Origin of the sequence: Pseudomonas arsenicoxydans, assembly GCF_006438915.1 — a bacterium.
Classification (GTDB): domain Bacteria; phylum Pseudomonadota; class Gammaproteobacteria; order Pseudomonadales; family Pseudomonadaceae; genus Aquipseudomonas; species Aquipseudomonas arsenicoxydans_A.
Genome location: NZ_RCZE01000010.1, coordinates 115,248 through 127,722, shown reverse-complemented (window position 1 = coordinate 127,722; position 12,475 = coordinate 115,248). Strand labels below are relative to the sequence as shown.

Here is a 12,475-nt window from a genome sequence, read left to right as displayed (position 1 = left end):
AAGATGCCCGCACTCAAAAAACAACAGGGCTCACCTCGCTCAATGTCGGAAAAAGACACCATCTCCATTCAACTGGTGCGCGAGGCGTTGCTGCAAAGTTGCGCCCCCGGTCAGGCCACCGACGAGGTGTTGAACAAGGTCGGCATCGATCCGGCCTGGCTGCAAACCACCGATGCCCGGGTTCCGGCCACCGCCTATGCGCGGCTCTGGCGCTTGCTGGCGCGGCGTGGCGACGACGAGTTTTTTGGCATGGACCCGCGCAAGCTCAAGTCCGGCAGCCTGGCGTTTCTGTGCCGCTGCTCGATGGTCCAGCCCAGCCTCGTCGCTGGTTTAACCTCGGGTTTGAGCTTCCTGTCGTTGATGCTCGAACACCTGCCCGCGCAACTGGTTCGCCAGCAAAGCCTGGCCGAAATCGTCCTGTTGGAAGACGATCAGGCCCCGCGCCGCGCCTTCACCTATTTCACCTATTGGATGATCGTTCACGGCGTTGCCTGCTGGCTGGCCGGGCGTCGGATTCCGATCCTGGCCATCGAATTGCGCTGCGCCGCGCCGGACTTTTGCGACGACTATCAGGTGATGTTCTCCGAGAACCTGCGCTTCGACCGGCCGCGCACCCGGATGATTTTCTCGGCCGACTGCCTGGATTTGCCGATCAAGCGCAGCCCGGAAGAACTCAAGCGCTTTTTGGCCCATGCCCCGGCCAACATTCTGGTCAAGTACCGTGATCCGGAAAGCCTGGCGAGCCGGATCAAACAGGACTTGCGCCACTTGCCCGCCGAACAGTGGCCCGAGACTGAACCGTTGGCACAGCAACTGTGCATGTCAGCCTCAACCTTGCGCCGGCGTCTGGCGGAAGAAGGGCAGACCTATCAAGGGCTCAAGGACAGCGTGCGTAAGGAGTTGGCCATTGTTTGGCTGGCGGAGCCGAACATTAGCTTCGCCGAGATCGCGACGCGGTTGGGGTTTGCCGATGCGAGCTCGTTCTACAAGGCGTTTCGCAAGTGGTCGGGGTCCAATCCGGGGCATTACCGCAGTCTGATTCTCAATGAAGCCGACTGAAGGGACAGGGCGAGAGCGCTGTGACTGAGGCCGCATTGATCACACTGCCTGCGCCACGCGCTGCAAACCCGGGGGCCAGCGCATCCGCCAGCCGTGCCGGCGCGAGCACACCCAAGGCGATCAGCGTTGGGCTATCGAGTCTGGCAGGTTCACCGTCGATATGGTTCACCAACAAGGTGATGCTCGCGTCCAAGCGCAGGAGGGCGACCACCCGTTCCAGGTCCATTGGCAACGCCAGATCGGCGGCCAGTACTTCCACCGAGCGACCGCTTTGGTCAGTGATACGTGCAGCGATCTGCAGCAAGTGTTCGCGGTTGCGCGCAATCAGCATCACGTCATAACCCTGCCGTGCCAGTCGCTCTGCGAAGTCGGCGCCGATGCGCGATGCCGCGCCGGTAATCACCGCAGTGCCTTTTGCATTCAACATGACGCCTTCTTGAGTTTCGGTGGTGGGTAATGACGCCAGACTAGAGCGCTGCCTCGTCCCCGGTAAAGGTCGAATACCCGACAAATCGGGCCTTGGCAGAATGGCCCGATTTGTCGGTTTTTCGACGTATGCGCCCAGGGGCAGACTCCTAACATTGAGTTCGACAGGCAACCACTCACTACCCACCCTGGAGCTCTCATGAAACTGACCCACAACACTATCTTCATCACCGGCGGCGGTTCCGGTATTGGCCGTGCCCTGGCCGAAGCGCTGCACCAGCGCGGTAACAAAGTCATCATCGCCGGGCGCCGTGCCGATTACCTGAGCACGGTGACAGCGGCCAATCCCGGCATGGAATCGGTGGTGCTGGATGTCAGCGATCCGCAGGACATTGCACGGGTCAGCGCCGAACTGATCCAGCGCCACCCCGAACTCAACGTGCTGATCAACAACGCCGGCATCATGCAGTTCGATAACGCCGCGTCGACCGTCGATGAAAAGATGCTGGTCGACACTATTTCTACCAACCTGTATGGACCGATCCGCGTCACTTCAGGGCTGATCGAACACCTCAAGACCCGGCCGAATGCGGTGATCATCAACGTGTCGTCGGTGCTCGGCTTTGTGCCCATGGCAATGACAGCGGTGTACAGCGCCACCAAAGCGGCGATGCATTCCTACACCCTGTCGCAGCGCTATACCTTGCGCGACACCTCGGTACGCGTCCTTGAACTCGCGCCGCCTTGGGTTCAGACCGATTTGCTCGACAGTAGCGAAGAACCCCGCGCCATGCCGCTGGCGGAGTTTATCGAAGAGACCATGGCGCTCTTGGCCACTGATGCCGATGAAATTCTGGTCGCGCGCGCCAAGCCGTTGCGGGCCGTTCCGGGGCCGGATGAATTCGCGTTCGTCAGCCAGTTCAACGACTCGCTGAACGCCGGTTAACCCGCAATGGATTGCGCCTATACTCGACCTTCTTCGACACGCCACAGGGGCGTCACATGCAGACGGTAGCGCTGGTGATACGCGCGGATTTTCAGGTGATGAGCCTGGCGGCGCTGTCTGCATTCGAATTCGCCAACCTGTCATCCGGCGAGCCGCTGTATGACATCAAGGTGTTGTCCGAGCACGGCGGCCTGGTCCGCAGTTCGCTGTATACCTCGGTCGAGACCCAGCCGTTCGGCGCTGCCGATTACGACACCGTGCTGATCAGCGGCGCCATGGACCGGTCTTCGGCCTCGCCGGGTGTCCAGGCGTTTCTGGTCGAGGCGGCGGCCAATTGCCGTCGGGTTGGCGCGCTGTGTGTCGGGGCGTTTGCCTTGGCCGAAGCGGGTTTGCTCGATGGGCGGCGTGCCACGGTTCATTGGGCGCGAGCCAAGGAAATGCGCGAAAACTATCCAGCGATCAAGGTCGAAGAAGACCGAATTTTCATCATCGACGGCAAAATCTGGACCTCGGCGGGCATGTCAGCCGCACTGGACCTGACCATCGGCATGGTGGAAAAGGACTTTGGCGCCAAACTGGCCCGTAACGTGGCCCAGCGCCTGGTGCTTTACCATCGCCGCGCCGGCGGTCAGTCGCAGCACTCGGCGATGCTGGAACTCAGCCCGACCTCGGACCGCATTCAACTCGCGCTGGAATTTGCCCGGCGCAACCTGCACCGCGACCTGTCGGTTGAAGACCTGGCGGATGCGGCGTTCCTGAGCCCGCGGCAATTCAGTCGCAGCTTTCGCGCCGAGACCGGCAGTTCACCGGCCAAAGGCCTGGAAAACCTTCGCCTGGAAGCGGCACGGTTGATGATGGAGCAGGGCCGGCATTCGCTGGAATCCATCGCCGCCGAAACCGGTTTTGGCGACCGCGAGCGCATGCGTCGTGCGTTTTTGCGGGTCTTCGGCCAGTCACCACAATCCATGCGTCGTGCGTTCGGGCATTCGCCGGACATTTGATCGCGCCTCGCACCTTTGCACCGTTCTCCCATGTTCTTCCATGAATCAGGGGTTTAACCATGAACGATTTGCTAGCCTTTGCGATCGAGGCCCATGGCGGCCTGGACCGCTGGAATACCTTTAGCCGCTTAAGTGTCGGGTTGTCTGTCGACGGCGCGATCTGGCATTTGAAGCAACAGCCGGGCTTGTTGAGCGACAAGGTGTTCGACATTGACACCCATCACGAGCGCTTGAGCATTACGCCCTTTACCGGCCCGGATCGACGCAGCGTGTTCGTCCCCGGCCGGCTGGCGCTGGAGTCGCTGGACGGTCAACTGATCGAAGAACGGCTCAACCCCGAGCAGGCCTACGCCGGACAAACGCTGGAAACGCCATGGGACAAATTCCATGTCGCCTACTTTGTCAGCGAAGCGCTGTGGACGTACCTGACATCCCCGTTTCTTTACACCTATCCGGGTTTTGAAAGTAAGGAGATCGAACCCTGGCATGAGAACGGCGAAGTGTGGCGCCGCTTGCAGGTGACCTTTCCGGACAACATAGCCAGCCACACCAGGACCCAGGTCACCCATTTCGGCCCTGACGGCCTGATGCGTCGCCATGATTACACCGTCGATATCCTCGGCGGCGCCACGGGCGCCAATTACGTCAGTGACTACGTTGAGGTCCAGGGGTTGATGATGCCAACCCGGCGGCGCATCTATGCCTACGACGAACACCTGCAAAAAGTCCCCGAGCCGTTACTGGTCTCGCTGGATTTCGGCGCGTTTACCTTTAGCTGAATGACCACCGGGCTTTGGCCAAAGCAGTCACGCAACTTGATAACTTTGACCATTGCCCTGTGCTGCCCACAGAGCGAGTATTTCCCTGCTTTTTACGGTTCCCCCAACCTAATAAAAAAACAGAGGGATTCTGGCAATGCGCGATTACTTGTCTGCCACATCACAGTTCAATTATCAGCACACCGTCGACGCTGCACTCAGCGGTTCCCTGCACGCGCTCAACGCCTGCGTCGAGTGTTGCGACCGGCATGCCTTGCCGGGGCGCATTGCGCTGTTCTGGGAAGGTCGCGAGGGCGCCAGCGCCACGTACACCTTCAGTGAGTTGCAGGACAAAGCCGCACGTTTTGCCAATTTCCTGCTGGCCCAGGGCGTGAAGAAGGGCGACAAGGTCGCCGGGCTCCTGCCACGCAATATCGAATTATTGATCACCGTGTTCGCCACCTGGCGCATCGGCGCGGTGTATCAGCCGCTGTTTACCGCCTTCGGCCCGAAAGCCATCGAACACCGTCTCGGCTGCTCGGGGGCCAAAGTCGTGGTCACCGACGCGGTCAATCGCCCGAAACTCGCTGAAGTCGCCGACTGCCCGACCGTCGTCACTGTCGGTGGCGCCAAAGGCCAGGGCATCGTCCGTGGCGATTACAGCTTCTGGGCCGAACTGGCCAATTACTCCGCCGACTGTGAACCGGTGCTGCTGACCGGTGAAGACCCGTTCCTGCTGATGTTCACCTCGGGCACCACCGGCCCTTCGAAAGCGTTGTCGGTGCCACTGAAAGCCATCGTCGCCTTCCAGAGTTACACCCGCGACGCCGTGGATTTGCGTCCCGAAGACGCGTTCTGGAACGTCGCCGATCCGGGCTGGGCCTACGGCATCTATTTCGGTGTCACCGGGCCGATGTCGATGGGGCATCCGATCACCTTTTACGATGGCCCGTTCACCCTCGAAAGCACTTGCCGGGTGATCAACAAGTACGGGATCACCAACCTCACCGGGTCGCCGACCGCTTATCGTTTGCTGATCGCGGGCGGCGACGAGTTCGCCAAGTCGATCAAGGGCAAGCTGCGCATCGTCAGCAGCGCCGGCGAACCGCTGAACCCGGAAGTGATCCGCTGGTTCGCCGACAACCTCGGCGTGGTCATCCACGATCATTACGGCCAGACCGAACTGGGCATGGTCCTGTGCAATCACCACGCACTGGAACACCCGGTCCATGTGGGCGCTGCCGGTTTTGCCTCGCCGGGTCATCGCATCGTGGTGCTGGACGATGACTACAAGGAGCTCGACGTCGGTCAGCCCGGCATTCTGGCCATCGACCGCACCCAGTCGCCGATGTGCTGGTTCAACGGTTACGAAGGTGCGCCGACCAAAGCGTTCGTCGGCGACTATTATTTAAGTGGCGACACCGTGGAGTGGAACCCGGACGGCAGCATCAGTTTCGTCGGTCGCAGCGATGACGTGATCACCACCTCCGGCTACCGCGTCGGCCCGTTCGACGTGGAAAGTGCGTTGATCGAGCACCCGGCCGTGGTCGAGGCGGCGGTGGTCGGCAAACCCGATCCGGAGCGCACCGAACTGGTCAAGGCCTTCGTCGTGATCTGCGCGCAATACCGCGCCACGCCGGAGTTGGCCGAAGAACTGCGCCAGCACGTGCGCAAGCGTCTGGCCGCGCATTCCTATCCCCGTGAAATCGAATTTGTCAGCGAGTTGCCGAAAACCCCAAGCGGCAAATTGCAGCGCTTTATCTTGCGCAACCAGGAAATCGCCAAGGCTCAAGAGGCCGCCGCGAAGAACGTTTCAGCTTGAATCCAAGGAAACAATGATGCAGATCGAAAACAAGGTTTTTCTCGTCACCGGCGGTGCTTCCGGTTTGGGCGCCGCCACCGCTGAAATGCTGGTCGCGGCCGGCGCCAAAGTGATGCTGGTGGACATGAATGCCGAGGCCGTTGCGGCGCAGGCCCAGCGTCTGGGCGCGCAAAGCGTGGTCGCGGACATCAGCAACGAAGCGGCGGCGGAAGCGGCGGTGCAGGCCACGGTCAACGCCTTCGGTGGCCTCAACGGTCTGGTCAACTGCGCCGGTATCGTGCGTGGCGAGAAAATCCTCGGCAAGAACGGTCCGCATGCACTGGCCAGTTTCAGCCAGGTGATCAACGTCAACCTGATCGGCAGCTTCAACATGCTGCGCCTGGCCTCGGCGGCCATCGCCGAAACCGAGCCGGACGCCGATGGCGAACGTGGCGTGATCATCAACACGGCCTCGGCCGCCGCTTATGACGGCCAGATCGGCCAGGCCGCTTATGCGGCGTCCAAAGGTGCAATCGTCAGCCTGACCTTGCCTGCCGCCCGTGAACTGGCGCGCTTTGGCATCCGCGTGATGACCATCGCCCCCGGCATTTTCGAAACGCCGATGATGGCCGGTATGACCCAGGAAGTGCGCGATTCGCTGGCCGCTGGCGTGCCATTCCCGCCGCGCCTGGGCAAACCCGGCGAGTACGCCGCGCTGGTCCGGCATATCATTGAAAACAGCATGCTCAACGGCGAGGTGATCCGTCTCGACGGTGCCTTGCGCATGGCCGCCAAGTAAGGAGTTTTGTCATGACCATTGCCAACGATCCGATTGTTATCGTCAGCGCCGTCCGCACCCCCATGGGCGGTTTTCAGGGCGAATTGAAAAGCCTGACCGCATCGCAACTCGGCGCTCTGGCCATCCGCGCCGCCGTCGAGCGCGCCGGCATTAAGGCCGAATCGGTTGAAGAAGTGCTGTTCGGCTGCGTGCTGTCCGCCGGTCTCGGCCAGGCGCCAGCGCGCCAGGCTGCACTGGGCGCCGGGCTGGATAAATCGACCCGTTGCACCACGCTGAACAAGATGTGCGGTTCGGGCATGGAAGCGGCGATTCTGGCCCACGACATGCTGGTAGCCGGCAGTGCTGACGTGGTGGTCGCGGGCGGCATGGAAAGCATGTCCAACGCGCCATACCTGCTGGACCGCGCGCGCAGCGGTTACCGCATGGGCCATGGTCGTGTGCTCGATCATATGTTCCTCGACGGTCTGGAAGATGCTTACGACAAGGGCCGCCTGATGGGCACCTTCGCCGAGGATTGCGCCGAAACCAACGGTTTCACCCGCGAAGCGCAAGACGCCTTTGCCATCGCTTCGACCACCCGCGCACAGCAGGCGATCAAGGACGGCAGCTTCAGGGACGAGATCGTCCCGGTGTCGGTCATGGTCGGCAAGGAGCAAGTGCTGATCAGCAACGACGAACAGCCACCGAAAGCCAAACTGGACAAGATTGCCTCGTTGAAACCGGCGTTCCGCGAGGGCGGCACGGTCACGGCGGCCAACTCCAGTTCGATCTCCGATGGCGCGGCGGCACTGGTGTTGATGCGCCGATCCGAAGCCGAGAAACAAGGGCTGAAACCGCTGGCAGTGATTCACGGCCACGCGGCGTTTGCCGACACCCCGGGCCTGTTCCCGGTGGCACCGGTTGGCGCGATCAAGAAGCTGATGAAGAAAACCGGCTGGTCGCTGGACCAGGTCGAATTGTTCGAAGTGAACGAAGCCTTCGCGGTGGTCAGTCTGGTGACCATGAGCAAACTGGAAATTCCTCACGAGAAGGTCAACGTTCACGGCGGCGCGTGCGCCTTGGGCCACCCGATTGGTGCGTCGGGCGCGCGGATTCTCGTGACCTTGCTCTCGGCCCTGCGCCAGAAAGGCCTGAAACGCGGCGTCGCGGCGATCTGCATCGGCGGCGGCGAAGCCACGGCGATGGCGGTTGAATGCCTCTATTGAGGCTGGTGCTGTTCCAATGTGGGAGCGGGCTTGCTCGCGAAGAGGCCGTGTCAGTCGACATCAATGTTGAATGACACACCGCTTCGCGAGCAAGCCCGCTCCCACAGGTTCAGCGTTTCAACCAGGCATTTTGTACGACAGGCTTATTTTAAGGACTTGGCATGATTCCCAATGACGAACAACTGCAAATCAGCGAAGCCGCCCGGCAGTTTGCCCAGGAACGGCTGAAACCGTTCGCCGCCGAGTGGGATCGCGAACACCGCTTCCCCAAGGAAGCCATCGGTGAAATGGCCGAACTCGGCTTCTTCGGCATGCTGGTGCCGGAACAGTGGGGCGGTTGCGACACCGGTTACTTGGCTTACGCCATGGCGCTGGAAGAAATCGCCGCCGGCGATGGCGCTTGCTCGACCATCATGAGCGTGCACAACTCCGTGGGCTGCGTGCCGATCCTGCACTACGGCAACGACGATCAGAAAGAACGCTTCCTCAAACCCCTGGCCAGCGGCGCGATGCTGGGCGCCTTTGCCTTGACCGAACCGCAAGCCGGTTCCGACGCCAGCGGCCTGAAAACCCGCGCGCGGCTGGAAGGCGATCATTACGTGCTCAACGGCTGCAAACAGTTCATCACCTCCGGGCAAAACGCCGGGGTGGTGATTGTGTTTGCCGTGACGGACCCGAGTGCCGGCAAACGTGGTATCACCGCGTTGATCGTGCCAACCGATTCGCCGGGCTATAAAGTCGCGCGGGTTGAAGACAAACTCGGCCAACACGCGTCCGACACCTGCCAGATCCTGTTCGAAGACGTCAAAGTCCCGGTCGCCAACCGTTTGGGCGAGGAGGGCGAAGGTTACCGAATCGCCTTGGCCAACCTCGAAGGCGGGCGCGTCGGCATCGCTTCGCAATCGGTGGGCATGGCCCGCGCCGCGTTCGAAGCGGCCCGCGACTATGCCCGTGAGCGCGAGAGTTTCGGCAAACCGATCATCGAACACCAGGCCGTTGCGTTCCGCCTCGCCGACATGGCCACGCAAATTGCCGTGGCCCGCCAGATGGTGCATTACGCGGCGGCGCTGCGTGACAGCGGCAAACCGGCACTGGTCGAAGCGTCCATGGCCAAGCTGTTCGCCTCGGAAATGGCCGAAAAGGTTTGCTCCTCGGCGTTGCAAACTCTTGGTGGTTACGGTTACCTCAACGATTTCCCGCTGGAGCGCATCTACCGCGACGTGCGGGTCTGCCAGATCTACGAAGGCACCAGCGATATTCAACGCATGGTTATTTCGCGCAATTTATAAGAAGGAGTCCCTCTGTGAGTTACGAAACGATTTTGCTGGAAACCCACGGCCGCGTTGGCCTGATTACCTTGAACCGCCCGCAAGCGCTAAACGCGTTGAATGCGCAGATCGTCAGTGAGCTGAACCACGCCCTGGACGGCCTGGAAGCCGATTCAAACATCGGCTGCATCGTGCTGACCGGCTCGAAAAAAGCCTTTGCTGCCGGTGCCGACATCAAGGAAATGGCCGAGCTGACCTACCCGCAAATCTACATCGACGACCTGTTCAGCGACAGCGATCGCGTGGCCAACCGCCGCAAGCCGATCATTGCCGCGGTCAATGGTTTTGCCCTGGGCGGTGGTTGTGAACTGGCGCTGATGTGCGACTTCATCCTGGCGGGCGACAACGCCAAATTCGGCCAGCCGGAAATCAACCTCGGCGTGCTGCCAGGCATGGGCGGCACCCAGCGCCTGACCCGCGCCGTGGGCAAGGCCAAGGCCATGGAAATGTGCCTGAGCGGGCGTTTGATCGATGCGGTGGAAGCGGAGCGTTGCGGCATCGTCGCGCGGATCGTGCCGGCGGATGAGTTGCTGGACGAAGCGCTGAAAGTCGCGGCGCTGATCGCCAAGAAATCGCTGCCGATTGCGATGATGGTCAAGGAAAGCGTGAACCGCGCGTTCGAAGTGAGCCTGTCCGAAGGCGTGCGCTTTGAGCGCCGGGTGTTCCATGCGGCGTTTGCGACGCAGGATCAGAAGGAAGGGATGGCGGCGTTTATTGCCAAGCGTGAGGCGCAGTTCGTCGGCAAGTGATGCGGTGTTCTGACTGACGCCTTCGCGAGCAAGCCCGCTCCCACATTCAACCGCATTCCTCCTGCAAGAATGCGGTCAAATGTGGGAGCGGGCTTGCTCGCGAAGCTTTTAAGCTTTTTAGACCAGGTAGTTTTTGAGTTCGCGGGCGATCACCATCCGCTGTATCTCGCTTGACCCTTCGTAAATTTGCGTAATCCGCGCATCCCGGTAGTATTTCTCCACCGGATAGTCTTCCAGATACCCATAACCACCATGAATCTGCATCGCTTGCGAGCAGACTTTCTCAGCCATTTCCGACGCAAACAGCTTGGCCTGTGAGGCTTCGGACAGGCAGGGTTTGCCGGCTGTGCGCAGGCGCGCCGCATGCAGGATGAGCAATCGCGCGGCATTCAGCTGCATGTGCATGTCGGCGAGCATGTTGGCGATGCTCTGGTGTTCGATGATCGGCTTGGCGAATTGCACTCGGTCCCGCGCATAGGCCAGCGCCGCTTCAAACGCGGCACGGGCAATGCCCAAGGCCTGCGCGGCGATGCCGATACGGCCGCCTTCGAGGTTGGACAGGGCGATGGCCAGGCCTTTGCCGCGTTCACCCAGCAAGTTGGCCTCGGCAATGGTGCAGTTGTTCAACGTCACCGCGCAGGTGTCCGAGGCGCGGATGCCCATCTTGTGTTCCGTGCGATCGACGATGAAACCGGCGGTGGCGGTCGGCACCAGGAACGCCGAAATACCGCGTTTGCCCAGGTCTGGATCGGTCACGGCAAACACAATCGCTAGTTTCGCCCGCTTGCCGTTGCTGACAAATTGCTTGGCGCCGTTGATCACCCACTGACCGTCGCGCAGTTCGGCGCGGGTGCGCAGGTTGTGCGCTTCGGAACCGGCTTGTGGTTCGGTCAGGCAGAAGCAGCCGATGGCCTGACCGCTGGCGAGATCCGGCAGCCAGGTCTGTTTCTGTTCTTCAGTGCCGTAGTTCAAAACGGGGCCGCATCCGACGGAATTGTGGATGCTCATCAGCGCCCCGGTGGCGCCATCACCCGCGGAAATCTCTTCGACTGCCAAGGCGTAGGCCACGTAGTCGACATAGGTGCCGCCCCATTCTTCAGGCACCACCATGCCCAGCAACCCGAGTTCACCCATCTTCGCCACCAGGCCGTCATCGATCCAGCCAGCCTTTTCCCAGGCTTGTGCGTGGGGGGCGATTTCGCCACGGGCAAAGTCCCGGGCCATGTCGCGGATCATGACTTGCTCTTCGCTCAATTCGATATCGTGCATGGCTCAGTTCCCGCTCTGATCAAGGCCGGTGAAGAAACTCGCGACATGCTCGGCGTCCAGCGCCTGCAAGGTTGGCGGGTTCCAGCGCGGGCTCTTGTCTTTGTCGATCAGCAAGGCGCGCACGCCTTCGATCAGGTCGCCGCGCTCGAACCATTGACGGTCCAGGTGCAGCTCAAGGGCGAAGCAGTCTTCCAGACTCAAGTGTCGACCACGACGCAGCATTTCCAGGGTCACGCCCATGGCCAGCGGCGAACGGCTTTGCAGCAGGTCGGCGGTGGTCGTGGCCCACTCGTGGCTGTCGGCGACCGTGACTTCACGCAGTTGCTCAACAATACTCGGCACATCGGGCAAGGCGAAGAAGTGGTCGATGGCCGGGCGCAATGCTTCTAACGGTGCATCAGGCAATTGCTGTACCGCGAGTTTAGACAGCAAGCCTTGCAGGTCTTTGAGCGGCGAGTCGTGCCATTCGAGCTGATCAAGCTTGTCGTCGAGCGCGGCGAGTTTTTCGCTCTCCAGATACCAGTCGGCCAACCCGCAATAGAGCGCATCCGCCGCGCGAATCTGTACGCCGCTGACGCCGAGGTACATCCCCAGTTCGCCGGGGATGCGCGGCAGGAAGTAACTGCCGCCGACATCCGGGAAGTAGCCGATGCCGACTTCCGGCATCGCCAGTCGGCTTTTCTCAGTGACCACCCGCAAATCGGCGCCTTGCACCAGGCCCATGCCGCCGCCGAGGACAAAACCGTCCATCAGGGACAGGACCGGTTTGCAGTAGTGATGAATGGCGAGGTCGAGGGCGTATTCCTCGACGAAGAAATCTTCGTGCAACGTGTCGCCATTTTTGAAGCTGTCATACAGCGAGCGGATATCGCCACCGGCACAGAAGGCTTTCTCGCCGGCACCGCGCAGGACCACCGCATGCACCTGCGAATCCTCAGCCCAGGCATCAAGCTGGCGCTGCAGGTTGCGCACCATGTCCAGGGTGAGGGCGTTGAGACCGGCGGGGCGGTTGAGGGTCAGGTGGCCGATGTGGTTGCGAACCTCAGCCAACACTTCGTTTTGCGTGGCATCCATGGACGAAGTCCCTGGAGAAGAAACCTGAGCAGTCATCACTAACTCCCTGCTTTTATTGTT

Annotated in this window: 12 protein-coding genes; 9 read left to right on the top strand and 3 right to left on the bottom strand. The window is 61.2% G+C overall.

The genetic code is table 11. The annotated features are described in order from the left end of the window. Positions 1–42 precede the first annotated feature (42 nt). Complete coding sequence (locus tag EAH78_RS20930; protein ID WP_140669231.1) at positions 43–1,059, top strand: AraC family transcriptional regulator; 1,017 nt, start codon at positions 43–45, stop codon at positions 1,057–1,059. Here the strand turns inward: EAH78_RS20930 and EAH78_RS20925 are convergent. After that, on the bottom strand, positions 1,043–1,486 hold the full coding sequence (locus EAH78_RS20925; RefSeq protein WP_140669230.1) for an SDR family NAD(P)-dependent oxidoreductase: 444 nt from the start codon (positions 1,484–1,486) through the stop codon (positions 1,043–1,045). The two genes, EAH78_RS20930 and EAH78_RS20925, sit on opposite strands and share 17 nt — an antisense overlap. Before the next feature lie 198 nt (positions 1,487–1,684). Here EAH78_RS20925 and EAH78_RS20920 point away from each other — a divergent pair, with 198 nt between their 5' ends. The 8 genes from EAH78_RS20920 to EAH78_RS20885 all read left to right on the top strand — a co-directional run bounded on the left by EAH78_RS20920 (position 1,685) and on the right by EAH78_RS20885 (position 10,072). Then, positions 1,685–2,431: an SDR family oxidoreductase gene (locus EAH78_RS20920; RefSeq protein ID WP_140669229.1), complete on the top strand. Its 747-nt coding sequence runs from the start codon at positions 1,685–1,687 to the stop codon at positions 2,429–2,431. A 56-nt stretch (positions 2,432–2,487) separates the two neighbouring features. Continuing rightward, on the top strand, positions 2,488–3,432 hold the full coding sequence (locus tag EAH78_RS20915; RefSeq protein WP_140669228.1) for a GlxA family transcriptional regulator: 945 nt from the start codon (positions 2,488–2,490) through the stop codon (positions 3,430–3,432). 59 nt (positions 3,433–3,491) lie between these two features. Continuing rightward, a complete protein-coding gene (locus EAH78_RS20910; protein WP_140669227.1) occupies positions 3,492–4,211 on the top strand; it encodes a hypothetical protein in 720 nt (239 codons plus the stop codon). A 136-nt stretch (positions 4,212–4,347) separates the two neighbouring features. Next, positions 4,348–6,012 (top strand): AMP-binding protein, encoded by a 1,665-nt coding sequence (locus tag EAH78_RS20905; RefSeq protein WP_140669226.1) that lies wholly within the window; start codon positions 4,348–4,350, stop codon positions 6,010–6,012. Between the two features lie 16 nt (positions 6,013–6,028). Continuing rightward, positions 6,029–6,790 carry an SDR family NAD(P)-dependent oxidoreductase gene (locus EAH78_RS20900; RefSeq protein WP_140669225.1) on the top strand — a complete coding sequence of 254 codons (762 nt, stop codon included), beginning with the start codon at positions 6,029–6,031 and terminating at the stop codon, positions 6,788–6,790. Positions 6,791–6,801: 11 nt separating this feature from the next. Continuing rightward, positions 6,802–7,995, top strand: coding sequence for an acetyl-CoA C-acyltransferase (locus EAH78_RS20895; RefSeq protein WP_140669224.1), 1,194 nt, complete (start codon positions 6,802–6,804; stop codon positions 7,993–7,995). 161 nt (positions 7,996–8,156) lie between these two features. Further along, complete coding sequence (locus EAH78_RS20890; RefSeq protein WP_007945943.1) at positions 8,157–9,284, top strand: acyl-CoA dehydrogenase; 1,128 nt, start codon at positions 8,157–8,159, stop codon at positions 9,282–9,284. 14 nt (positions 9,285–9,298) lie between these two features. Then, positions 9,299–10,072, top strand: a complete 774-nt coding sequence (locus EAH78_RS20885; RefSeq protein ID WP_140669223.1) for an enoyl-CoA hydratase — start codon at positions 9,299–9,301, stop codon at positions 10,070–10,072. A gap of 117 nt (positions 10,073–10,189) precedes the next feature. Here EAH78_RS20885 and EAH78_RS20880 read toward each other — a convergent pair whose 3' ends face one another. Together EAH78_RS20880 and EAH78_RS20875 are read right to left on the bottom strand one after the other, a co-directional pair. Then, positions 10,190–11,341 (bottom strand): acyl-CoA dehydrogenase family protein, encoded by a 1,152-nt coding sequence (locus EAH78_RS20880; protein ID WP_140669222.1) that lies wholly within the window; start codon positions 11,339–11,341, stop codon positions 10,190–10,192. Positions 11,342–11,344: 3 nt separating this feature from the next. After that, positions 11,345–12,451: an enoyl-CoA hydratase/isomerase family protein gene (locus EAH78_RS20875; RefSeq protein ID WP_140669221.1), complete on the bottom strand. Its 1,107-nt coding sequence runs from the start codon at positions 12,449–12,451 to the stop codon at positions 11,345–11,347. Positions 12,452–12,475 lie beyond the last annotated feature (24 nt).

What these genes read in the sequence shown, in the direction of transcription:
- EAH78_RS20930 (WP_140669231.1), top strand. Translation starts at nt 43, where the DNA reads ATGTCGGAAAAAGACACCATCTCCATTCAACTGGTGCGCGAGGCGTTG.
- EAH78_RS20925 (WP_140669230.1), bottom strand. Translation starts at nt 1,486, where the DNA reads ATGTTGAATGCAAAAGGCACTGCGGTGATTACCGGCGCGGCATCGCGC.
- EAH78_RS20920 (WP_140669229.1), top strand. Translation starts at nt 1,685, where the DNA reads ATGAAACTGACCCACAACACTATCTTCATCACCGGCGGCGGTTCCGGT.
- EAH78_RS20915 (WP_140669228.1), top strand. Translation starts at nt 2,488, where the DNA reads ATGCAGACGGTAGCGCTGGTGATACGCGCGGATTTTCAGGTGATGAGC.
- EAH78_RS20910 (WP_140669227.1), top strand. Translation starts at nt 3,492, where the DNA reads ATGAACGATTTGCTAGCCTTTGCGATCGAGGCCCATGGCGGCCTGGAC.
- EAH78_RS20905 (WP_140669226.1), top strand. Translation starts at nt 4,348, where the DNA reads ATGCGCGATTACTTGTCTGCCACATCACAGTTCAATTATCAGCACACC.
- EAH78_RS20900 (WP_140669225.1), top strand. Translation starts at nt 6,029, where the DNA reads ATGCAGATCGAAAACAAGGTTTTTCTCGTCACCGGCGGTGCTTCCGGT.
- EAH78_RS20895 (WP_140669224.1), top strand. Translation starts at nt 6,802, where the DNA reads ATGACCATTGCCAACGATCCGATTGTTATCGTCAGCGCCGTCCGCACC.
- EAH78_RS20890 (WP_007945943.1), top strand. Translation starts at nt 8,157, where the DNA reads ATGATTCCCAATGACGAACAACTGCAAATCAGCGAAGCCGCCCGGCAG.
- EAH78_RS20880 (WP_140669222.1), bottom strand. Translation starts at nt 11,341, where the DNA reads ATGCACGATATCGAATTGAGCGAAGAGCAAGTCATGATCCGCGACATG.
- EAH78_RS20875 (WP_140669221.1), bottom strand. Translation starts at nt 12,451, where the DNA reads ATGACTGCTCAGGTTTCTTCTCCAGGGACTTCGTCCATGGATGCCACG.